The 23,511-nt window shown below is 46.6% G+C and carries 20 protein-coding genes; 6 read left to right on the top strand and 14 right to left on the bottom strand.

Translation table 11 applies throughout. The features are described from left to right. Positions 1-39: 39 nt before the first annotated feature. Positions 40-2,334, bottom strand: coding sequence for a TonB-dependent hemoglobin/transferrin/lactoferrin family receptor (locus B8880_RS03710; protein WP_084256075.1), 2,295 nt, complete (start codon positions 2,332-2,334; stop codon positions 40-42). A 397-nt stretch (positions 2,335-2,731) separates the two neighbouring features. Between B8880_RS03710 and hutZ the strand changes: the two genes are divergently transcribed. Further along, positions 2,732-3,271 (top strand): heme utilization protein HutZ, encoded by a 540-nt coding sequence (hutZ, locus tag B8880_RS03715; protein ID WP_084256076.1) that lies wholly within the window; start codon positions 2,732-2,734, stop codon positions 3,269-3,271. Positions 3,272-3,355: 84 nt separating this feature from the next. On the opposite strand, the gene mrcB is transcribed toward hutZ, so the two are convergent. The 3 genes from mrcB to argR all read right to left on the bottom strand — a co-directional run bounded on the left by mrcB (position 3,356) and on the right by argR (position 7,370). Continuing rightward, positions 3,356-5,818, bottom strand: coding sequence for a penicillin-binding protein 1B (gene mrcB / locus B8880_RS03720; RefSeq protein ID WP_084256077.1), 2,463 nt, complete (start codon positions 5,816-5,818; stop codon positions 3,356-3,358). Between the two features lie 102 nt (positions 5,819-5,920). Continuing rightward, positions 5,921-6,820 (bottom strand): TIGR01777 family oxidoreductase, encoded by a 900-nt coding sequence (locus B8880_RS03725; protein ID WP_084256078.1) that lies wholly within the window; start codon positions 6,818-6,820, stop codon positions 5,921-5,923. 79 nt (positions 6,821-6,899) lie between these two features. Continuing rightward, entirely contained in the window at positions 6,900-7,370 is a 471-nt protein-coding gene (gene argR / locus B8880_RS03730) for a transcriptional regulator ArgR (protein WP_084256079.1), read from the bottom strand. 219 nt (positions 7,371-7,589) lie between these two features. On the opposite strand from argR, the gene mdh reads away from it, so the two are divergent. Next, the gene (gene mdh, locus B8880_RS03735; protein ID WP_084256080.1) at positions 7,590-8,525 is read left to right on the top strand and encodes a malate dehydrogenase; all 936 of its coding nucleotides are present in this window, start codon (positions 7,590-7,592) and stop codon (positions 8,523-8,525) included. A gap of 108 nt (positions 8,526-8,633) precedes the next feature. On the opposite strand, the gene trpA is transcribed toward mdh, so the two are convergent. From trpA to trpE, 9 genes are all read right to left on the bottom strand, one after another. After that, the gene (gene trpA, locus B8880_RS03740; RefSeq protein ID WP_084256081.1) at positions 8,634-9,446 is read right to left on the bottom strand and encodes a tryptophan synthase subunit alpha; all 813 of its coding nucleotides are present in this window, start codon (positions 9,444-9,446) and stop codon (positions 8,634-8,636) included. Continuing rightward, entirely contained in the window at positions 9,443-10,645 is a 1,203-nt protein-coding gene (trpB, locus tag B8880_RS03745; RefSeq protein ID WP_084256082.1) for a tryptophan synthase subunit beta, read from the bottom strand. Before trpB ends, trpA begins: the two co-directional genes overlap by 4 nt. Positions 10,646-10,753: 108 nt before the next feature. Continuing rightward, complete coding sequence (locus B8880_RS03750) at positions 10,754-11,212, bottom strand: REP-associated tyrosine transposase (RefSeq protein WP_244165597.1); 459 nt, start codon at positions 11,210-11,212, stop codon at positions 10,754-10,756. A 129-nt stretch (positions 11,213-11,341) separates the two neighbouring features. Further along, on the bottom strand, positions 11,342-12,742 hold the full coding sequence (gene trpCF, locus B8880_RS03755; protein ID WP_115306458.1) for a bifunctional indole-3-glycerol-phosphate synthase TrpC/phosphoribosylanthranilate isomerase TrpF: 1,401 nt from the start codon (positions 12,740-12,742) through the stop codon (positions 11,342-11,344). Positions 12,743-12,774: 32 nt separating this feature from the next. Continuing rightward, positions 12,775-13,422 carry a glutathione S-transferase family protein gene (locus B8880_RS03760; protein WP_084256085.1) on the bottom strand — a complete coding sequence of 216 codons (648 nt, stop codon included), beginning with the start codon at positions 13,420-13,422 and terminating at the stop codon, positions 12,775-12,777. 1 nt (position 13,423) lies between these two features. Continuing rightward, the gene (gene trpD / locus B8880_RS03765; protein ID WP_084256086.1) at positions 13,424-14,431 is read right to left on the bottom strand and encodes an anthranilate phosphoribosyltransferase; all 1,008 of its coding nucleotides are present in this window, start codon (positions 14,429-14,431) and stop codon (positions 13,424-13,426) included. Between the two features lie 3 nt (positions 14,432-14,434). Continuing rightward, positions 14,435-14,818, bottom strand: coding sequence for a tautomerase family protein (locus B8880_RS03770; protein WP_084256087.1), 384 nt, complete (start codon positions 14,816-14,818; stop codon positions 14,435-14,437). Then, entirely contained in the window at positions 14,815-15,402 is a 588-nt protein-coding gene (locus tag B8880_RS03775) for an aminodeoxychorismate/anthranilate synthase component II (protein WP_084256088.1), read from the bottom strand. The genes B8880_RS03770 and B8880_RS03775 overlap by 4 nt, the downstream gene beginning before the upstream one ends. A 9-nt stretch (positions 15,403-15,411) precedes the next feature. After that, positions 15,412-16,962: an anthranilate synthase component I gene (trpE, locus tag B8880_RS03780; protein WP_084256089.1), complete on the bottom strand. Its 1,551-nt coding sequence runs from the start codon at positions 16,960-16,962 to the stop codon at positions 15,412-15,414. A gap of 170 nt (positions 16,963-17,132) precedes the next feature. On the opposite strand from trpE, the gene B8880_RS03785 reads away from it, so the two are divergent. The 3 genes from B8880_RS03785 to sohB are packed head-to-tail and all read left to right on the top strand — an operon-like array spanning position 17,133 to position 18,781. Further along, the gene (locus tag B8880_RS03785) at positions 17,133-17,390 is read left to right on the top strand and encodes a type II toxin-antitoxin system Phd/YefM family antitoxin (RefSeq protein WP_084256090.1); all 258 of its coding nucleotides are present in this window, start codon (positions 17,133-17,135) and stop codon (positions 17,388-17,390) included. Next, positions 17,383-17,670, top strand: a complete 288-nt coding sequence (locus tag B8880_RS03790) for a type II toxin-antitoxin system RelE family toxin (protein ID WP_084256091.1) — start codon at positions 17,383-17,385, stop codon at positions 17,668-17,670. The genes B8880_RS03785 and B8880_RS03790 overlap by 8 nt, the downstream gene beginning before the upstream one ends. Before the next feature lie 52 nt (positions 17,671-17,722). Beyond that, complete coding sequence (sohB, locus tag B8880_RS03795; RefSeq protein WP_084256092.1) at positions 17,723-18,781, top strand: protease SohB; 1,059 nt, start codon at positions 17,723-17,725, stop codon at positions 18,779-18,781. Between the two features lie 80 nt (positions 18,782-18,861). On the opposite strand, the gene ansB is transcribed toward sohB, so the two are convergent. After that, positions 18,862-19,905 (bottom strand): L-asparaginase 2, encoded by a 1,044-nt coding sequence (ansB, locus tag B8880_RS03800; RefSeq protein ID WP_084256093.1) that lies wholly within the window; start codon positions 19,903-19,905, stop codon positions 18,862-18,864. Positions 19,906-20,289: 384 nt separating this feature from the next. Between ansB and B8880_RS03805 the strand changes: the two genes are divergently transcribed. After that, entirely contained in the window at positions 20,290-23,430 is a 3,141-nt protein-coding gene (locus tag B8880_RS03805; RefSeq protein ID WP_084256094.1) for a TonB-dependent receptor domain-containing protein, read from the top strand. Positions 23,431-23,511 lie beyond the last annotated feature (81 nt).

A 23,511-nucleotide genomic window follows, 5' to 3' on the forward strand; every position in this document is an offset into this window, starting at 1 on the left:
CTGGGTAGCACACCGGCGCTTTTATATGGTTTTATCCGGTTATAATTTGATTTCTAGATTAATGACATAATTGCGCCCGGGTTCATTAAAACGCGCCAAGCCTTTTCCGTCTCGATCTATCGTATTGGTGGTACTATGGATATTGATTCCTCGCAAACGATCCCAAGTCTGATATTTACGGTTAAAGACATTATATATCCCACCTCTCAGCGTGATATTTTTAGAGAGCGCCACATAACCATAAAGATCAAACAGTGTTGCGGATTGATTGAGGTAAGGATATGGCTCATGACTTTCGCTATAGTTTCTTGTGCGATAGTTAAAATTATTTTTATAAATCATGGCGTCCTTCGCTTTTTTAGCACCTAAGTAACTCCATTTGCCATGTAATCCCCAATTACCCTTTGGTTGATCGTAACCCAACCCTAGTACGATTTTTATCGGTTGGATAGAGAGTAGGGCGGAATGGTTGGATAATTTTCCTTTGCTATAGCCTAAAGCACCATTTATTACCAATCCTTCAGGAAGAGGGCTGATTTCGCTTAAGTTTAATTCGCCTTGAATGCTAATGCCGTTGATTGTTGCTTTATCAATATTGACCATTTGCTGGCTTAAAATTTCCCGTTCTTGTCGGCAAACATCACCACCGATATAAAAACACATGGACGGGTCATAAAATTGATTTTTCTCTTTGGTAATGGTTTCTTGTTCATGTAGAAAATTTTTATACCGGTTGTGGTAAACCGTCACCTTTAAATTTCCCAGATTGCTCTCGCCACTTAATGTCAGGGCATGGTTGAGGCTTTTTTCAGGCTGTAACTTGGGGTTTGCTAACCAACGACCAGCGCTGTTTTTGTCAAAGGTAAAATACATCTCAGAGGCGGACGGTGTTCTGAAACCCGACGTGAGATCATAACTTAGTAGCCATGAAGGCGTTAAAAAGATATCGGTTCCCATCAACAGGCTTAATCCATTGAAGGTTTTTGCGGGCGGTATCGTATCTTGGCAGTTATTGCATTTGGCGTTTAGCGCTTGTGGTTTTAATCGGGTCGAGTCATAGCGAAATCCTAAACGGCTGGTTAGCTTTTCATTCCAATTGATGTGATCAAATAACCCGATATGAAACTGTGTTGTTTTAACCGGATGTTGGATCGTTCCGGGGATTAAGGTTGATCCGCGCTCTAGTATCAGCGTATCTAAATTACTGTTTTCAAATCGGCGTTTGCCCAATGCGCCGTTTAGCTTAAATTCATGTTGCGCCCCCAAAAACGCCAATGGTTGGCTGTGCAATTCGAGTGCAACTTGGTTAAATTTGGTTTTCATTCTCCGATCATAGACTTCGTCCAACCGCTTTTGCTCGGTTTTCCAATCTCTTCCGCCTTTATAATTCACCGAGGCGATATCGGTTTTTTGTAAATCGTAGTGTAATTTTAAGGTGTCAAGGTAGGTTGAGTTCGGTGTGAATTCATAAGATAAACGGTAGCTTTGACGTTGATGCTGATCATCAGCTTCACGCCACTGGCTGCCGAACAAAACGTAAGATTTTTCGTCAATGTAATTTGAACCTTTTTGCCCGTGGGTTTCAAAAGCGATACGGTGCAGATTATTGAAACGGTAGCCTAATTTCACTAACCAAGCATGATAGCGGTGTTTGGAAGGATCAGGAATGCCGCGTGCGGAGCCGTTAATATCTTCACCATCGGTTAAGCTTTTCAGTTCATGTCCGCGACGTTGGCTGTAAAGTGCCGTGACATCAATATCGTTTTCATTTAACGCAAACCCAAGCGTATTGGTAAATTGACGGTTTTTGCTGCTGTAACCGTTTTTTAATAACACGCCGCTGCGCCGACCCAGTTGGATAATATCCTGATAAGACAAAGTGCGGTAATTGACGACACCGCCTAATGCGCCGCTACCGTAATTGAAAGAATCGGCACCTTGCCCGATTTCAATCCGTTGGATCAATTCGGGATCGATACTCAAGCGTGAGTTGTTAAAATTGCCGTATCGGTTGTACAGGGAATTTTCCTCCGAATCGGGTAATGCGATCCCGTCAATACTTAACGCCACCCGATTTCCTTCTACACCACGCAAAGTGAATCCTTTGTTATGCCGCCCATGATCAGCTATTCCCACATCCGGGGTATAGCGTACCAAATCTTGCGAACTGCCGATTAACTCTTTTTGGATTTGTTCCCGATTTTTACTGATTTCAGTTAATTTCGTGCTGTATTCTGAGGTCACGAGAACCTCTTCCAACGCGGCTTCTTCCGCTTTGGTCGTGGCGGCTAGTAGCGAAGTCAGAAAGAAAATAGGAAATATTTTATTATTCATGTTTTACCTTGTAATAAAGAAATTCACTTATTTTTAATAAAATATAATTGATAATGAGATTGATTATTATTAATATATTTGTGTGCGAGTCAAGTAACTTGTTGTAAGTTTTAATTTAATTGGAAAAAATAAATATGGATTTAACACAATTAAGGCAGAAGTTAGAGGAAGAAAAACCCGCTTTACTGGAGGATTTTGCACAACGGCATTAGGTTAAGCTGCGTGATGTTTTTATCAGCTTTGGAATTTTTTCTAAACCGGCAAGGAAATGCAATGTGCAAGATATTTATCGACAGAGATTCACATCGACAATTATTGCCAGAGCAATTAGTGCGATTCGAAATAATGCAACAAGCTTAACTGAGAAAACGTATAATTTTAACAAATAGGAAGTGAGATGGTAACACGTCAAGAGCGCTTACAGAGTCGATTAGAACCAGAAGTACAAGAAATAAAAAGGCAATGCCGAACATTATTATTGGCAACAGTGGATAGCAGCGGTAATCCGAATGTGAGTTATGCTCCGTTCGTATTGAATGATCGGGGATACTATGTTTTTATCTCTGATATTGCACGCCATGCACGTAATCTTAAAGCGTGCAATAAAGTATCATTAATGTTAATTGAAGATGAAGCGAATAGCCGCCAGATTTTTGCGCGCCGCCGTTTATCATTTGATGCAACCGCAGAAATTGTTGCGTATGGTAGTGAGGAGTGGTTGCAAGGAACAAAAGCGATGAGTGAGCGGCATGGTGATATTGTCAGTCGATTAACGAACATGAGGGATTTTACATTATTTAATTTGATCCCTGAACAAGGCCTGTTTGTTAAAGGCTTTGGACAGGCATTTAAAGTGAGTGCTGACGATTTGATTGCTGCCGTTCACCTGCAACAAGGTCATCTCGAATCAGACAGGGGTAAATCAAGTTTGAGCTAATCAAATCAGTAAGCCTCTTTCCTCGGAGAAAAGAGGAAAGAGAAAAGGGGGAAAGAGGCTTACTACTGCCGAAGACGCGATTTTTTAACGGCTCGGTTGCGCATCTTCCACCGGTGCCGGGGCATTGCTTTGGTTTAGTTCCAACGCGTCCCAGACACTGCTTGGTTTTTCAACCGCACTTTGGGTGTTTTGGTTTGAGGACGACTGCAACGAGGCAGCAGCGCCGGGAGCGGCACCGTTTGATGCCGGCGGGGCATAGGCGCAAAAGTTTTGGTTTTTATCAGCCCAAACCGGAATAGTGCGGGAACTGTTGCAATTCCAGCCGCCGTGACTATTAATGCCGATCCATTTAATTTGTTTGGTTTTGGATAAGGTCAGACGTACGGGCGGAACCAATGTCAGATATTCGCGATATACGGTTAAAGCGCCGCTTGCGCCGGTCAGACCGGTTTTGCCGTTGTTGTCGCGTCCCAACCACACCGTAGCCACGTCCGCACCGTCAATACCGACAAACCAAGTATCACGCGCATCATTGGTCGTTCCGGTTTTACCGGCAAGTTGGTACTGGGCGAAATTCGGCTGTAAACTGCGACCCGTGCCGCGTTCCACCGCCTGTTGCATGGCGTATAAGGTTTGAATCGCCGCCTCTTCCGCCACCACTTGCTGCGGGTTAAACGCCCGTTGATAGATCATGTCGCCGTTGCGTTGATATACGCTTTCGATCGATGAGAGCGGAATTTTTTTACCGTCATTGGCGATCACTTGATACAGTTTGGTTACGTCATACGGCGAGATGGCATAAGCGCCGAGCAGCATTGACGGCACTTTCGGGATTTTAATCTGATCCCAGCCCATTGTCTGCTGCGTGGCAATTACTTTATCCAAACCGACTTTCATGCCGATATTGACCGTCGGCACATTCAGCGAGCGAGCCAAAGCATCGACCAACATCACCGAACCGCTGAATTTGTTGTCATAATTGCGCGGTTGCCAGTCGGCGCTGCCTCTGATTTTAATGGTTAAAGGGCGGTTTTCGATCGGCGTATTCAGGCGGAAATTATCCGGATCGGACAGCGCTGCCAGATAGACCGACGGCTTGACTAAGGAGCCGATTTGCCGTTGTGAACGCAAAGCGCGGTTGAAGCCGGCATATTGGGTTTGCGCACCGCCCACCATCGCCTGAATTGCACCGTTACGGTAGTCGGCAACCACAATAGCCGCTTCCAAATCGCCGATTTTCTGCTTTAATTTTAACTGTTGTACCGAACGGGCGAGCGCTTGCTCCGCCGCCCGTTGTTTATGAATATCCAAGGTGGTGAAAATGCGTGCGCCGGACAGATTATTGGCTCTGTTTTCGCCTAACTGCTGTTGCAGATCCTGTTGTAACAGTTGCATAAACGCCGGTTGCGCTTTGTTGATTGAGCCGCGAGCCTGCACACCCAACGGACGGGCACTGAGCAAATCATATAATTTTTGATCGATAACAGCGTGCTCAAGCAGTGTTTTCAGCACCACATTACGCCGTTGCAATGCGTTGTTCGGATTGCGCCAAGGATTGTAAAGCGACGGGCCTTTCACCATGCCGACCAACAGCGCAATTTGATCCAAACTGATTTCTTGCACCGGTCTGCCAAAGAAAAATTGACTGGCAAGGGCAAAGCCGTGAATTTGCGTATCACCGTCTTGCGCCAGATACACTTCATTCAGGTAGGTTTCCAAAATGCGGTTTTTGTCGTAACGGCCGTCCATCAATACTGCCATTAACGCTTCATTGATTTTACGCGTCAGGCTGCGCTCATTGCTTAAAAAGATATTTTTCACTAATTGCTGGGTCAACGTGCTGCCGCCTTGCACCGTTTGTCCGGCTTGAATATTGGTGATGAAGGCGCGGGTGATCCCAAGCAGGCTGACACCGTCATGTTGATAAAAACGGCGATCTTCGATTAGCAGCAGGGTGTCGATCAGCAAGCGCGGATATTGGTGCAAGGGGGTTGCCAGCCGGTCTTCATTGTTGGATTGCAGCATGGCGATCAGTTTCGGATCGAAACGGAATTCATCTACGGCGCGGCGGTTGACCAAATCCTCGATCACACTCAGCTGATTTTGCTGAAACCGCAGGCGTAGCACCCGTTGCGCTTCGGCATTATCAGGAAACGGAAAGGCGCGGCGGATTAAAACAATCGTATCATTTTCAATCTTAAAATCGCCCGGCGTGCCTAACAGATTGGTCTGGCGATAGCCGTTATCCAACAATTGTGTTCTGATTTGATTTAGGGCGGGGCGGTCGGACAGGCGCACGCTTTCAATCTTGCCGTACACTTCCGCCGGCAGTTGCCACAGTTTTCCGTCCATTTTGGAACGAATTTGTCCGTCCAGATAAATCAGATAAAAGACAAAACAGCAAACGGCGGTGAATCCCAATTTCAGACCGAATATCAAGCAATTGTGTCGGGTAAATCGTTTGTGATTTTTAGCCGAGGGTGCGGTTTTATTTTGCTGTTTATTTCGCTTTTGCTCGTTTTGCGTTGTGTTTTTAGCTGCGGTCATGCCGATACAACCTGTTATTCCGTCTTGGTCTTAGGTAAATGTGTGCAAATTGTACCATAGCCGATGATAGAAACCGCAATATTATTCCATCGGAAACGGCGGCTAATGGGAATGTTTAATACAATCCTGCAAAGCGGCATCAATTTTTTCAAAGCGGAAGGTAAATCCGGCTTTCAATAAACGGCAGGGCAGAATATTTTGGCTGTCGAGCAGTAATTGCGCCCGTTCGCCCAGCACCCACTTCAAGACGAATGCCGGCACAAAAGCAAAGTGCGGTCGTGTTAAGATTTTTGCCAGCGTGCGGTTAAATTCGCGGTTACGCACCGGATTCGGGCTGCACAGATTGAACGCCCCTTGGCAGGTCGGGTGGTTGAGTAAAAACTCAATACCGGCGACCATATCGTGAAGATGAATCCACGCCCAAAATTGTTTGCCTGAACCAAGTTTTCCGCCCAAGCCCCAGCGGTACAACGGCAGCATACGCGTCAGCGCACCGCCGCGCGTCGAAAGCACGGTGGCGGTGCGTAGCAGGCAAGTGCGGCAATCGGCTTGAAGTGCGGTTTGCTCCCATTGGGCACAGAGCCGCGCAGGGAATTGCGAACCTTTGGGATTGTCTTCGCTGACCGCACTTTCGCCGTTGTCGCCGTAATATCCGATGGCAGAGCCGGAAATGAAGGTGTGCGGCGGATTGCGGCTGGCGTTAATCAACTCGACCAACTGTTGTGTCAGCGTGACTCGGCTGTCGAGCAGACGCTCTTTTTGTTCGTCAGTCCAAGCCTGATCAAAAATCGGTTCGCCGGCCAGATTAATCACCGCATCAAAGTGATCAAAGTGCGACAGGGTGTTTAAGGTCGGGAGAAACTCAATCTCCAAGCCGTCAAATTTTGTTCTGGCATGCGTCGGATTGCGTGTCAACAGGGTGAGTTGATGACCTTGCTTCAGTAAAGAGCGGGTTAAACACTGTCCGATAAGGCCGGTGCCGCCGGTGATAAAAATATGCATATTACGCCCCCTAAAAGATGAAAAGATATCCCTGTTTTAGGCAATTAAGCGGCAAAATGCAAGCGGCAAAACGCAAAACTTAAAGCGATGTCTCAAATAAGTGTTGAATATTCGACATCAAGTGCGCCATCTCCATATCGCGGGTCGGGGTGACAAACACGGTATCATCACCGGCAATCGTGCCTAAAATACCGTCGTTTTTACCGAGCGAATCCAGCAGCCGCGCGATCAACTGTGCACCGCCCGGACTGGTTCGAATCACGATCACCGCCGAGTTGTGATCAATATCCAACACCAGATTTTTCAACGGACTGCTGGTATTCGGCAGGCTCAATTCCGGCGGCAGGCAATAGACGGTTTGCATTTTGGAATTGCGGATCCGTACCGCACCGAATTTCGCCAGCATGCGTGATATTTTGGACTGGTTGACTTGGGTAAAGCCCAGTTGTTGCAGCGCCGTCACGATTTCGCTTTGCGAAGCGTATTTTTCTTCGGCCAGCAGGGTGCGAAAGGCATTGGTCAACGAATCGGGTTTATTCTCGATATCCATAAAATTAGAATCTCTATGCAGAAAAATTGCATAGATATTGCATATTATTCAATGAAAAAGCAACGGAATTTTACGAAATTTTCGATATGCAACCGCTATTTTTTAAAAATATGCTCAAGCTCTCAATATTGAGTTTATCTGTTTGAATTACGCCATTAAACCTTTTACACTAATAAAAGATAAGTCATTTAATTTATTACATTAACAAGGAGTTTATACATGAAAGTAGCAGTTTTAGGAGCCGCAGGCGGTATTGGTCAGGCATTGGCGTTATTACTGAAATTACAATGCCCTGCAGGAACAGAGCTTTCCCTTTATGATATTGCACCAGTGACACCGGGCGTGGCGAAAGATATCAGCCACATTCCGACACCGGTTAAAGCCGAAGGGTTTGCCGGCGAAGATCCGACGCCGGCACTGGTCGGCGCAGATTTGGTGCTGATTTCCGCCGGCGTAGCGAGAAAGCCGGGTATGGATCGTTCCGATTTATTCAATATCAATGCCAGCATTATCCGCAATTTGGTGGAAAAAGTGGCGGCGACTTGCCCGAAAGCCTGTATCGGCATTATCACCAATCCGGTGAACACCACCGTTGCCATTGCCGCCGAAGTGTTGAAAAAAGCCGGTGTGTATGACAAAAACAAACTGTTCGGCGTGACCACGCTGGACGTAATCCGTTCCGAAACCTTTGTTTCCGAGCTGAAAGGCATTTCGCTGGACAAAATTAAAGTGCCGGTGATCGGCGGTCACTCCGGCGTCACCATTCTGCCGTTGCTGTCGCAAGTGGAGGGTGCAAGCTGGAGCGATGAAGAAGTGGCGACGTTGACCAAACGTATTCAGAATGCCGGCACCGAAGTGGTGGAAGCCAAAGCCGGCGGCGGATCAGCCACGTTATCAATGGCACAAGCGGCAGCCCGTTTCGGTATCTCGGTGTTGAAAGGCCTGAGCGGCGAAAGTGCGGTTGAGTACAGCTATGTCGAAGGCGACGGCAAATACGCCCGCTTCTTCGCCGAACCGGTACGTTTGGGTAAAAACGGCGTCGAAGAAATCCTGCCGATCGGCACATTAAGCGCTTTTGAACAACAAGCGATCGAAGAGATGTTACCGACACTGAAAGCGGATATTGAGTTAGGCGAGAAGTTTGTCAATAATTAATCAACCGGATTGACGGTTAAAAAAGCAGGGCGGATTTGATATCCGCCCTGTTTGTTGATACGGCCGCATAATCATGACCGATTGCGGCACAGTCACTGTCGCAGCAACTTATCCTGCGATAGTCGCCGCTTTCATTTTGCGCACAAATTCACCTAATAAACGCCGTGTTTCTGCATGATTATCCAAATGCGTTTCGATGATTTTCACAATTGCCGAGCCGGAAATCGCTCCCGCCGTGCCGCTATTGAGCGCGTCGATCACCTGCTGCGGTTGGGCGATGCCGAAGCCTTGCAAAATCGGCGGGGCGTTGTGGGTTTTCAATTGTGCAATCAAACAGTCCAAGTTAGCGGCGTGGGATTGGTTTTCGGCACTGGTTACGCCTGCTCGAGAGACCAAATAGGTGTAACCCTCGCTGGTTTGTGCCACGCTTTGAATAGTGTCCGCATCGGCATTCGGCGGACAGATAAACACCGGCTGCACGCCGAATTTTTTCGCTGCGGCGACATAGGGTTCGCAAGCCAATAATGGCACATCCGCTACTAACACTGCGTCAACACCGATTTGTTGGCATTGCTGATAGAAATTATCCAAGCCCTGCGCATAAATCAGGTTGGCACATAACAGCAGGCTGATCGGAATTTCAGGGTATTTCGACCGCACTTTGTCCAGTAAAATAAAGCACTCTTTGGTGCTGCAACCGGCATTCAGTGCGCGGTTATTGGCGGCTTGGATCACCGGCCCGTCCAACAGCGGATCGGAAAACGGAAAGCCCAGTTCCAAGGCATCTGCGCCGTTATCAACCAGGGTGCAGATAATCTCAAAAGAGCGGTCTAAATCGGGATCGCACAGGGTCACAAACGGCACGAATGCGCCTTCTTTTTTAGCCTGTAATTGTTGAAACAGTTGATCAAAACGGCTCATGATTTCACCCCTTTTTCAGTTAAAATTTTATCGACGGTGAAAATATCTTTGTCGCCCCGACCGGACAGATTAACCACCAACAGTTGTTCTTTTTGCGGATCTTGTTTGATTAATTTCAGGGCATAAGCCAAGGCGTGTGAGGACTCCAACGCCGGAATAATCCCTTCATGCTGCGCCAGTTGTTGGAACGCATCGAGAGCTTCATCGTCGGTGATCGATTCGTATTCCGCGCGCCCGATAGCGTACAAATAGGCGTGCTGCGGGCCGACGGAAGGGAAGTCCAGTCCGGCGGAAATCGAATAAGACTCTTCGATTTGACCGTCGGCGGTTTGCATAATCGGCGATTTCATACCGAAATAAATGCCGACATTGGCATGTTTTAACGGTGCGCCGTGTTCGCCACTTTCAATGCCGTGTCCGGCAGGTTCGATCCCAATTAGGCGAACCGCACTTTCTTCGATAAAATCGGCAAACATACCAATCGCATTCGAGCCGCCGCCGACACAGGCAATCACGGCGTCCGGCAAACGGCCTTCGCGCTCCAGCACTTGGCGTTTGGTTTCTTCGCCGATCATTTTTTGGAATTCGCGTACAATTGTCGGGAACGGGTGCGGGCCTGCCGCCGTGCCGAGCAGATAATGCGCTTTATCGTAATTCGCCGACCAGTCACGCATCGCTTCGCAACAGGCGTCTTTTAACGAACAAGAGCCTTTGTTGACCGGAATCACTTCTGCGCCCATCAGTCGCATACGGAACACATTCGGTGATTGGCGCTCCACATCTTTCGCCCCCATATAAATCCGGCATTTCAAGCCCAGCATCGAACAGGCGATTGCGGTCGCCACGCCGTGCTGTCCGGCACCGGTTTCGGCGATAATTTCCGTTTTGCCCATACGCATTGCCAACAACGCTTGCCCCAACACCTGATTGGTTTTGTGCGCCCCGCCGTGCAGCAGATCCTCGCGTTTTAGGTAGAGTTTGGTATTCGAGCCTTGGGTCAGATTACGGCACAGGGTCAGTGCGGTCGGACGACCGGCATAGTTTTTCAGTAGATCGTTAAATTCGGCGATAAATTCAGGATCGTCTTTGGCTTCCACAAACGCTTTTTCCAGCTGTTGCAGCACCGGCACCAGAATTTCCGGCACATACATACCGCCAAATTCACCGAAATAGGGATCGAGTAGGGTTTTATTGCTCATCTTATTTATCCTAATAATTAATAAGTTATTAGTCAATGTAGGGGCGGATTATATATCCGCCCGAACGGAATGTGATACTTCTACGTTATGGATTTAGATCATTTATCTCTAAGTTTGATATAATTTATCCAATTCCCATTGCAATGGATTATTTTCGATATATTCCGCAATAATTTCATAATCTTGTTCATTGCGAATGATATGATCATAATATCCTCTCTGCCACAGCTTTTGATTGAATGGCAGCCAATGATTATTTTTCACACCTTTGATATAGGTGTTTGTTGATACTATTTTGAACCATTTTATAACATCAGGCAGATTGGTTTTTCCTAATTCATTAATCCAAATAAAATGAATATGGTTCGGCATAATGATATATTCAGCTAATTTACAATCTTTATACTTTGATTCCATTGAGATTAAAATGGATTCAATTTCTTTTCCTGCTATATTTAATTGCATAATGCCATTTTGTATTTGCCCTAATAAGTTACGTCGTTCATGAATACAAATGGTAATAAAGTAGCAACCGGCCTCATTATAATCATAGAAAGATAAGCGCATTTTACGCCTTATAGGCTTTTGATTATGCTGTTTTATCATTTTCAGTTAAAGATAACTATATCGAGCTTCGCACACGGGCGGATATATAATCCGCCCCTACTTTGTTATATCCAGCATTCGAGATCAAGATTAAAATCGAATAATCGTGTCGAATAGCGTGGCGATTTTCTCTTCATCTTTAATTCCTGCCGCACTTTCCACGCCGGAATTGATGTCCACGCCCAAGCAGCCTTGAATCAGGGCTTGTTCGATATTTTCTTGTTTAATCCCGCCGGCTAAAATCGTGCGTTGTTTGATATTCGGTGGAATTAATGTCCAATCGAAAATCAAGCCGGTGCCGCCTTGTTGTCCTTGCACTTTGCTGTCGAACAGGAAACGGTCGATTAACGGATCATCGGCAAGGTTGATCTGCTCGTGGTTGTCGATATCGACCGAAATCACATTCCAAATTTGGCACGCCGTCGGTAGTTTGTCACGCAGTTGTTGCATAAACTCGTGGCTTTCATTGCCGTGCAGTTGCACCGCAAACAGCTTTAATTCACGGGCGATTTCGGCGATATAATCCAGTTCCTGATTTTGGAACACGCCGACAAAGCGTAGCGGCGCGGCGGTAATCAGCGCTTTGGCTTGTTCAAGGCTGACTTTGCGCGGCGATTTTTCGGCGAAAATCATGCCGCCGTACAGCGCGCCGTGCTGATACACCGCTTTGACATCTTGCGCACGGGTTAAACCGCAGACTTTGTTTTCGCCATAGATCACTTGCCGCACCGCACTTTGCAGATCGTCCTCGCCCATTAAGCTGCTGCCGATTAAAAATGCGTGCACATACGGTTTCAGTTGTTGAATCTGTTGGTGATTGTAAATGCCTGATTCGCTGATGATGATCCGATCTGCCGGAATTTGTTGCGCCAATGGCGGCGTGCGGTTCAGATCAACACTCAGATCGTGCAGATCGCGGTTGTTAATGCCAATCACACGCGCATTGAGTTGGATCGCGCGTTCCAGTTCCGCTTGATTGGAGGTTTCGGTCAGCACACCCATGCCCAAATCGTGCGCCAAATCGGATAGTTTAAGATAGGTTGCATCGTCCACCACCGACAACATCAGCAAAATCGCATCGGCTTGATGATAACGTGCCAGATAAACTTGATATTCGTCAATCATAAAATCTTTGCACAAAATCGGTTGCGGCGCGATCGATCGCACTTGGGCGATAAAATCGAAATTGCCTTGAAAATATTTTTCATCGGTCAGCACCGAAATTGCAGTGGCGTAGTGTTTATACACGTTGGCGATCTGCGCCAAGTTGAAATCATCGCGAATCAGCCCTTTCGACGGCGAGGCTTTTTTGCATTCCAAAATATAAGCAGGGCGTTGATGTGTGCCTTGACCTAGTGCTTGATAGAAATCGCGATCCGCACGCTGCACTTGATCCTGAAATTGCGCCAAAGGCAATGCCGCTTTTTTATTTTTCACCCACTCGATTTTATCGTTGACGATTTTCTGCAGAATGGTCGGTTTATTATCCATATTCACGAGTTTTACCTTATTTTCTCTCATTTTTAAGGGTTACGAATCGGGCGATCTTTTTCCAGTTCCGCCAGTTTTAGCCATTTTTGCATACTGGGCAGTTGGTAAATCCGTTTGGCGTAGGCGTTGGCTGCGGGGCTGAGATAATCCATTAATCCGTAGTGAATCAAACGGATCACCACCGGTGCGAAAAACGCATCAACCGCGGTAAATTGGTTGGCCGCCAAAAATTCACCTTTGAAACGCTGCAAACCGTCCGTCCAGAGTTGATCAATGCGCTGTAGCTCGGTTAAAAGTGCGGTATCCGGTGTGCTTAACGGTGTAAATTTTTGCGTGTTCATGCTGCATTGCGTGCGTAACGCAACGAATGACGAATGCATTTCCGCACTCGCACAACGTGACCACGCTCGTGCGGCTTTATCGCTCGCCCACACTTGCGGATAATCTTCGGCGATATATTCGACAATCGCCAAGCTGTCCCAAATCACCATATTGTTGTGATGGAGTGCCGGCACTTTCGAGATCGGCGAGGCTTGCAAAAAGTCGATTTTTTGCAGCTGTTTATCCGGCTGAAAATAGAGCTGGACTTCCTCAAACGGAATGCCCAACTGTGTTAATAATATCCACGGGCGCAGAGACCAGCTGGAGTTGGTTTTGTTGGCGATAAACAGCGTATACATATCAATCCTTATAGCGGCACAATTTTTCCAGCGTTTCAAACGGCTTGCCGCCGGCAAGACAGTCTAACACCATTTGCGCATTGTGTTTCAAATCTTCATGGCCGAACAGTTTCAGCAAAAGTGCGGTATTGAGCGCCACCGCCTGCGCATGATATTTATCGCCCTTGCCTTGTAAAAGAGCGGTGATCATACGCGCATTATCCGCCGGTTCGCCGCCGCGCAATACGTCTAACGGCTGCGGTTCGAAACCGAAATCATACGGGGTCAGCGTGTAATATTCAATCGCACCATCACGAATTTCCGCAACTTGGGTTTTGCCGTGCAGCGCCACCTCGTCCAAACCGGCGCCATGCACTACAAACGAATGTTTATGTCCAAGGGTCAGGGCGGTTTCGGCATACGGTTTGATGAGATCAGGGGTATAAACGCCGAGCAGTTGGTGTTGCGGTCGTGCCGGATTGATTAACGGGCCGAGAATATTAAAAATGGTACGGGTTTTTAACGCATTGCGCACCGGCATGGCGTGTTTAAAGCCCAAATGATACTGTTGGGCAAACAGAAAACAGACGCCGATGTCGTCCAGCGCTTGGCGTGCGTGGTCGGCACTGATATTGATGTCCACCCCAAGTGCGGTCAGCACATCGCTGGAGCCGGTTTTGCTCGATACGCTGCGGTTGCCGTGTTTGGCGATTTTTGCGCCCAGCGTCGCCGCCACAATCGCACTGGCAGTGGAGATATTAATCGTATTGGCGCCGTCGCCGCCGGTGCCGACAATATCGGCGAACGGGTAATCAGGGCGGGGAAACGGTTGCGCATCTTGTTGAAGTGCGGTTACCGCACCGGCGATTTCAGCTGTGGTTTCGCCACGCAGTTTAATCGCGATCAGGGCGGCGGCAAGTTGTTCGTTACTCAGTTTTCCTTGTACCACGGCGCTGAACAGGGCATAGCTTTGCTGCTGATCCAAAGCCTGATTGCTGAATAGCGTGTCTAATAATGCTTGCGTTTCCATACGTTACCTTTTGATATTGTAGTTAAAACTGGCTTCGTCGCCGGTCATGCCGCGAAAGCCCCAACAGTGCGGTTCTTGTTCTTTAATCGTAATTTGCACATCGACCGGTTTGATTTTCAGCTGTTTATAAATTTCATCGAACAGCATGCGAATCAATAGTTTTTTGGCGTCGCTGCTGCGGCCGCTCATCATATTGATTTCGATAATGGTATAAGCGTCGCTGCGATCGGACGGATAGTAATAATCTTCAGCGTCTAATCCGATAAAACGTTGCACCCGCTTATGTTCGGGAAAATCCAAGGCGAACATCATGCAGCGGTGAATAATATCGGACAGCTCTTTTTTGATCGGATCAAGCCGATGTTTTAAGCCGTAAACCACGATCATTGTTGTTCCCCCAGTAACCAGTCGATGCTTTGCGCCAGCAATTGCGAACCTTGCACGGTTAAGATCGATTCCGGATGAAATTGAAAACTGCAAATCGGCAAAGTGCGGTGGCGCACCGCCATGATGATGTTATTGTACCGTGCATTGACCTCAAATGCCGCCGGAATCTCCGTGCCCATTAACGAGTGGTAGCGTGCAACCGGCATTGGGTTTGGCAGAGTGGCAAACATCGCTTGTTGATCATGTTCAATTTGCGACACCTTACCGTGCAGGATTTCCCCTGCGTGCACAATTTTGCCGCCAAAGGCTTCGATAATCGCCTGATGTCCCAAGCAGATGCCGATCATCGGTACTTTGCCTTTCAGCTCACGAATTAATGGCAGCAGATTACCGGCTTCGGACGGATTGCCCGGACCGGGCGAGAGTGCAACAATGGTATTCGGCTCGGCAAGTGCGGTTTTCAGCAGATGATCCAACGCGCTGTCGTTGCGATAAATCACCACCTCATGCCCCAGCACGCGGAACTGATCGACCAAGTTGTAGGTGAATGAGTCAAAATTATCAATAAATACGATTTTCGCCATGTTAAATCCTTATGCTTTTTTATTAGTTTGAATAATGGCGTTTAGCACCGCGCGCGCTTTATGACGGGTTTCGTCCGCTTCCATTTGCGGATCGGAATCCAGCACTTCGCCGCAGCCGGCTTGCACATGGGCAATGCCGTTTTGTACGAAAGCGGAGCGGATCACGATACAGGTATCGAAATTGCCGTCGGAGCTGAGATAGCCGACTGCGCCGCCGTAGCTGTGGCGTTTCTGTTTTTCGAATTGGTAAATCAACTGCATGGCTTTGATTTTCGGCGCGCCGGTCAGTGTACCCATATTCATACAGGCTTGGTAGGCGTGCAGGGCGTCCAACTCGGGGCGCAGCTTGCCGACCACGCGCGAAACCAAGTGCATAATGTGCGAATAGCGGTCAACCTGCATCAACTCTTTCACTTGGCGCGTGCCGCTTTGGCAGACCCGTGCGATATCGTTACGCGCCAAATCCACCAACATCAAATGTTCCGCCAACTCTTTTTTATCCAAGCGCAATTCCAATTCCAAGCGCGCGTCCAGTTCCGGATCGATTTGCCCCTGCTGATCAAAACCGCGCGGACGGGAACCGGCAATCGGGTAGATTTCCAGCTGACGGCTGTCTTGGCTGTATTTCAACGCACTTTCCGGCGAAGCGCCGAACAGGATAAAATCGTCATCGTGCATATAGAACATATACGGACTTGGATTGTTGATTTTCAATTGGCGATAGGTCGCCAGCGGATTCGGACACGTCAGCGAAAAACGGCGTGACGGCACGATTTGGAATACATCGCCGATATAGATATGGTGTTTCAGTTGTTCGATAATTTGTTTAAATTCAGGGTCTTCGATATTCACACTAACATCGGTTGGCGCGGCTTGAATGGCAAGCTGAACCTGAATTTGACACAGTTGCCGTTTGATTTTTTCAGCGGCTAAAGCCAAGTGCGGTTGCTGCTCGGCAGCAAAACAGAACGTTTGCAATATTGCCGATTGTTGCTGGTGATCCAAGCGTAATAATTGTTCGGCTAAATAAAAGCAGTAGTCAGGGCAAGTGATGTGATCGTCTTGCAGTGTGATATTATCCATCGGGATAAAACCTGCCACCAGATCATAGGCAAACAAACCGCCAAGATAAACCGCACTTTCAGGGTTACCAAATAGTTGGTTAACCACGCGTAACCCGTCAAACACCGTCGCCGCTTGTAATTTGCTGTCTTCGTCCAGATTGGGATCAAGCTCGGCAAAAAGTGCGGTCAAACAATTGTCTTGTTCAAAAACCAACGTTTGCGCTAGACCCTGTAACGTTTTTTCAATTAATGGTAATAGCGCCTTTCCGTTGTCCGTGATGGCGCTAAATGTGACATTTTTATCATAGCAGGTAATTTTCAGGGCGCTGTCGATAAACAGCAAACTGGTTAGGCTGTTTTTACTTTGGATCTCGGCGGATTCGAGCAATAGCGTGTTGGTTTTATGTTGGCATAAGGTGGCAAAAATCGCCGTCGGATCAGGGTGATAATCGACGGCTTGTTGGGTGATGTCAATATACGGCATTGGAAATCTCATTTAGTTTTTTATTTTGTACTATTAAACTAGTACAAAAGGATTTGGTCAAGCGGTTTTTTGATTTATTTTATAAACGGGTTTTAGTATAACAAAATAGCAAAGGCTTTGCATTGACAAGACCGATTAAAAGAGCGGATAATCGGACTTCTATTAACGATAAAGGAGCAGTTATGCCGAATTTAGTGCTAACGGATACCGTCGCCAGTATCACTGAGTTAAAAACCAATCCAATGGCGACCTTTAACGCAGCCGGAGGGCAAGCAATTGCGATTTTAAATCGGAATGAGCCGGCGTTTTACTGCGTGCCGCCACATATCTACGAGTATTTAATCGAGTTGGCAGATGAGGCTGAGTTGGCGAAAATCGTACAAGCCCGTTTGCATGAAAAGAGTTATCCGGTGGATTTGGACGATTTGTTAAATGACTGATTATACAGTTGAATTTATCCCGCAAGCGGAAAAAGAGTTTCGCAAATTGGATTTGGATATTCGTAAACAATTCGTTGCCAAACTCAAAGAACGGCAGAGTAACCCACACGTTGCCAAAGCAAAATTGAGCGGCTTGAAAGATTGTTACAAAATCAAATTACGCAATGTCGGTTATCGCTTGGTTTATCAGGTGATTGATGAAAAAATTGTTATTCGTGTGATCGCGGTGGCAAAGCGGGAGCGTAATTTGGTTTATCAAAAAGCCAAAACCCGTTTATAAATCTTATTAATCAACGTACATTTAACTATTTAATCTATAATAAGGAAAAACCATGTGGTCTGAAGTTTTAATTAATTACGGGGTGTTTATCCTCGAGGTGCTTACTATTTTATTGGTGATTGCGGCGATTTTCGCTTTTATCGTCAGTTTGCGCCAAAAAGAGCAAAGTGCGGTCGGTGAGCTGAAAATCACCGATTTAGGCAAACAATACAAGGAAAATCAGGAAAAATTAGCGGGTTTTCGCTTAACGGATGAGCAATTCAAACAGCAGGAAAAAGCGCGTAAAAAACAAGACAAGCTGGAAGCGAAAGCCAAGAAAAAAGCGGCGAAGAATGGCGAGGCGAGTGAAGAAAAAGCCAAGCCGTGTTTGTATGTATTGAATTTTCACGGTGATATTCAAGCCAGCGGCACAGGCGCACTTGCCAATGAAATCAGTGCGATTTTAGCGGTGGCGAAAGCCGATGATGAAGTGTTGCTGCGTTTGGAAAGCCCTGGCGGAGTGGTGCACGGCTACGGTTTGGCAGCATCGCAATTGCGCCGTTTGAAAGCCAAAGGGGTTAAATTGACCGTGGCGGTGGACAAAGTGGCTGCCAGCGGCGGTTATATGATGGCATCTGTGGCGGACAAAATTGTTTCCGCGCCGTTTGCGATTTTGGGCTCGGTCGGGGTGGTGGCGCAAGTGCCGAATATTCACCGCTTGCTGAAAAAACATGATGTCGATGTCGAGGTGATGACTGCTGGTGAATACAAGCGCACCATGACCATCTTGGGCGAAAACACCGAAAAAGGGCGTGAGAAATTCCAACAAGAGTTGGAAGAAACCCATCAATTGTTTAAAGATTTTGTCGCCACCCATCGCCCGAATTTGGATTTGGAAAAAATCGCCACCGGCGAGCATTGGTTCGGGCAACAGGCGTTGAATTTGAGCTTGGTTGATGAAATCGCCACCAGTGATGATCTGATTTTGGCGGCGTTAGTGGACAAAGATGTGTTGGAAGTGAAATTCAAACAGAAAAAATCGCTGCTGCAAAAAATCGGCAAACAGGCGGAAGAGAGCAGCGATAGTCTGTTAATGCGTTGGTTGCAGCGCAGCAACCGCACTTTGTACTAATTTTCAAATGTAACTCTATAGTTTTATCTTAAGCCGGCAGATCATGATGACCTGCCGGCTTAATCTGCTACATTCAACGACTAGTAATCATCAAAATATTGTTGGATTTCTTGCGGATTAGCTGTTTTTGTTAACACCAATTGCAGCAACACGCGCGCCTTTTGTGGATTTAATGTGCCGGACGCACTAAATCCGAATTGTGAATCATCAATTTCGGCGTCACGGGTGGTATAACCGGTTGGTACACGGGAAGAACGCACAACGGCAACGCCGTCTTTAGCCGCTTTTTCCAATAACGCCAGATTCGCCGCATTGATATTGCCATTGCCGACACCGGCGCTGATAATACCTTTGTAACCGGCATTTAGTAACGCTTGTAACGGTTCGGCCGGCATATTGGAATAAGCATAAATAATGCCGACTTTCGGCAATTCGGTTAAATCATCGACATTAAAAACGGCGTTCTGAGTGTGTTTACTTTCAGGGGAACGTTCATAATCTACTTTACTGTTGTGAATATAGCCTAAAGGCCCGTAGTTTGGCGAGGTAAAGGTTTGAACCGCCGTCGTGCTGGTTTTGGTGACATCACGCGCGCCAAGAACCTGTCCGTTCATCGCCACTAAAACGCCGCGATTGGCGGATTTTTTATCGGCGGCAACGACAACCGCATTATACAAATTGAGTGGACCGTCGGCACTTTTTTCTGTTGCCGGTCGCATGGCGCCGACGAGGACGACAGGTTTGTCGCATTTCACGGTTAAATTCAAAAAGTATGCGGTTTCTTCCATGGTATCGGTGCCATGGGTGATGACGAAACCGTCAGTGTCGGCACATTGCTGATTAATGGTTTTTGTTAATTTTAGCCAAACTTGATCATTCATATCTTGTGAACCGATGTTGACGATCTGCTCCCCTTTGATATTGGCAAGTTGTTGCATCTCGGGCACGGCTTCAATTAGCGTGTCAACAGTCAGTTGGCCTGATTTATAGGCCGAGCTGACAGCGGTTTTCCCTCCGCCGGCAATCGTACCGCCGGTAGCCAGAATGGTAATATTAGGCAGTTCGGCGTATGCTGAGAGGCCGAATCCACATAAAAGCGTTAAAGCCAGTTTTTTCAGTTTCATAAGTATTCTCCAAACGGGGTTAATCCTTCACCATTTTAGATGAAGTTGCGTTGGAGTAATAGTGATAATCCCTCTTTTTTTATAAGGGATTTTGCGGGTGATCTATTGTTATTTTGTATCCAGTAGCTGAAAAACATTAATTCTTTTGTCACCAAAGGAAACTGCCTTACCCGAAAAAGCCTAAAAGGCTTGGAAAACAAAAGGTTAAAAAGAAGTTATATTGAATAATTATTTCAGTGCCTAGTTATTTCATTTTTTGATGCAAGTCACAAAAATTTGAATGTCAAAGTAAATCCTATTGCTAAAAAAACAAAAATCTATATCTTTCCTTATTCTTAATAATAATGATTATCAATACTGTCAATAAGTTGAAAGGATGAGAAAATGGATAATTCCACTACAGTCACGTTGTTGCTATTTTGTGCTTTAGCTAGCGCCACTCTGGCTCAAGCCAATTCCTCCGAAACCCTCAATACTATTCATGTTACTGCTAATAATACGGAACAAAAGGACGAGCAGGGTAAAGATGATGTCTATTACCGCAATATTACCAATATGTATGCCGGTAAAGAAACCGTAGAGCGTTATAAAGGCGCATCGCCGGCAGATTTATTACAAGAATTTAACGGGGTTTACAGCGGTGATGCGCGCAACAGCGGTGCGGTCGATCCAAATATTCGCGGGGTGCAGGGACAAGGGCGCATTCCGGTGACCATTGACGGCACAGAGCAGGCAATCACGACTTGGCGTGGATACAATGGAGCGAATAACCGCAACTATTTAGATCCGAATTTAATCAGCAATATTACGGTTGAAAAAGGTCCGGATATCGCCTCCGGTAATGCGTCCGGTATCGGCGGTTCAATCAAAATGCGCACCCTTGATGCCGATGATATTGTTCGTGAAGGGCAAAAAGTCGGTGTGGAGCTGAAATTGGAGACTGCGAATAATTCGGTGAAAGAGCGGATTCCGGATTTTAAATGGGGGCAAGATTATCGTGAAGCCGGTGATGGCACACCGGGAGATTTTTCTGCGGTAACCTTGGTGAAACCAAAACAAAAGGGGCAATTTTTCAAAGATAATGCAATGCGTTTGGCGGTGGGGGTCAAAGAGGAGAAATTTGATCTATTGGCGGCATACAGCTACCGCAGCAAAGGCAACTATTTAGCCGGTAAAGGCGGTGCACATAAGTATGAGGGCGAGATCGATCTGAAAGACGGCGGGCGTACACTGAAACAAATGGAGCCGAATCTGCCTTTTGCCGCCTCAATTTACCGCCCCGGTAGTGAAATTCCCAATACCTCCAGCGTGATGGAGTCTTATTTATTAAAGGGGACACTGCACTTTACTCCGGAACAGAATTTAAAATTGGGTTATCGCGACACTAAAATCACCTACGGTGAAATTATGCCTTCTCGTTTGGATTTCAAAGCGTTTCACGGGTTTGTGCCGCAATGGCCGTTGGCAACCGTCAAGCAAAAGGCGTTTAATGCCGATTATGCCTACAATCCGCAGGACAACCGTTGGGTCAATCTCAAAGCCGGTGTGTGGTACACCCAGACCGAAAGTGACACCAATACCTCCGGCGGCAATCCGCGTGAAATGGAAAACCGCGATGTAGAGTGGACACTGGCAACCAGTGGTTGTGTGCGGGTTAATCCTAATCCCACTACACCGCATGATTATTTTTTAATTGACCATGCCTGTTTAGCCGCCAAAGGAGGGCGTTGGATTGCGGCAAATCCGAATACCAACGGCAAATACAGTTATGTCAATGCGGCACAAGTGAATGCTTATAACACCCGACGCGGTTTCAATTTAAGTAACACGATGAATTTAACCGAACAGTTGGATCTCACGTTGTCCGGCGCATTTCAGAAAGAGCGTTTGACCAGCAACCATTTTAAGTCGACCCCGAATCCCAACAGCACATGGGAATCGCCACCGCGCATGGGGCGTCGTCAAGAATGGGATATTGCCTTTAATTTCAACTACCGCCCGACCAATTGGCTAATTCTCACTGCCGGCGCGCGTTACAACGAATATTGGTCGTTTGATGATTATTTAAATAAATTGCTTGCAAGTGGAGATTTGTATAAAGGTTATCAAATAGGAGGCACTTATCGTGAGCCGAGAGCTGCGGCAGGTCACTCAATTGCTTACGAGCGTGTTTTATCGCAGAAGGAATGGGATACCCGAAGTGCACTTGTTCGTGATTATGATCAATCCTATGTAAAGGAAGATGCAGAAAATGAAGTGATTAAAGCAAAAGAAGCAGAATTATGGGAAAAAGTTCTAGATCCTAATTTATCTGATGATGAAGTTGATGAAATCAGCAAGCAAATTTGGGCATTAGATAAGCAAAAATCTGGAGGATATGGAGAATTGCGCAAAGAGATTCGTACAAAACTGACTGATATGGGGTGCAGCAATAATTGTAAGTTTGGTATGGAAGACAAAGTACAAACATTTAAGCTGCCTTTTCACAGTGATGGGCGTCCACGCGCTGCCGATAATCCATTTGTGAATGGTACATTGAAAAACGAAACCGTAATCAATCCGCTAACCGGCAAAAGTGAAGCCAAATATCAGCAAGTCGGTAGTGGTGGAGAGTATTACACGACGTTGAAAAAATCAGAGCAATTGACCGAAGTAAAAAAACGTCGCGGCAGAGCCTTCTCACCGGCATTTTCTGCCACGGCATTTATCAACGATCAACATCGGGTTTATCTGCGCTATACCGAATATGCCCGCATGCCGAGTATTTTTGAAGATACGATCGGCTTTTCTTCCAGTAGCGACACCTCAGCGCGTTTTAAAGATAACTATCTGAAACCGGAAAAAGCGAAAAATATTGAAGTGGGTTATGTATATGATGCTTCGGCTCTTTTCAGTCGACCAAGTAAAGCAGATTTGAAACTGAGTTATTTCCACAATGTGACCAAAAATGTGATCGACCGTAGTACTGATTTCCGCTTTTATCAACTGGATAAACGGGTTTTAGAGGGAATTGAATTGCAGGCGCGTTACGACAACGGCAGCTTTTTTGGCGACTTAGGCGTGGTGTATAACCTTAAAAATCAAGTGTGTGATGTCAATGCCGCGATGGAAATGGATCCGGTTGAGCTGCGTGTACCCTCTTGTATGACAGGTGGTTTTGCCTGGGGCTATTTGCGTACTCAGTTACAACCAAAATATTCGATCAGCAGCAATTTGGGGGCACGCTTCTTCGATCGTAAGCTGGAAGTGGGGACACGCTGGCTCTATCACAGCAAAGCCAAAAACCGTGATGAAGACAGATTATGGGAGAAAGGAGTGCTGAATGAGGGGGTTTGGAATCGTCCAATGTCTTGGCAGCCGGTGCTGACACTGGACGCTTATATTAAATATGCCGTGAATAAAAACCTGACCCTTGAATTAACCGGCACTAATTTAACCAACCGTTACTATTTAGATCCGATGACCCGTTCGATGATCCCTGCACCGGGCAGAACCGTTAAATTGGGTTTAACAGCAAAATTTTAGGAAAATGGCATAAATAAGCCCTGTTCCTAAATAAGAAAGGCAATAAAACCACGACCGTTAATCAGGTTTTACTGCCTTGAA

It is taken from the genome of Pasteurella testudinis DSM 23072 (assembly GCF_900176075.1).
Lineage (GTDB): Bacteria > Pseudomonadota > Gammaproteobacteria > Enterobacterales > Pasteurellaceae > Chelonobacter > Chelonobacter testudinis.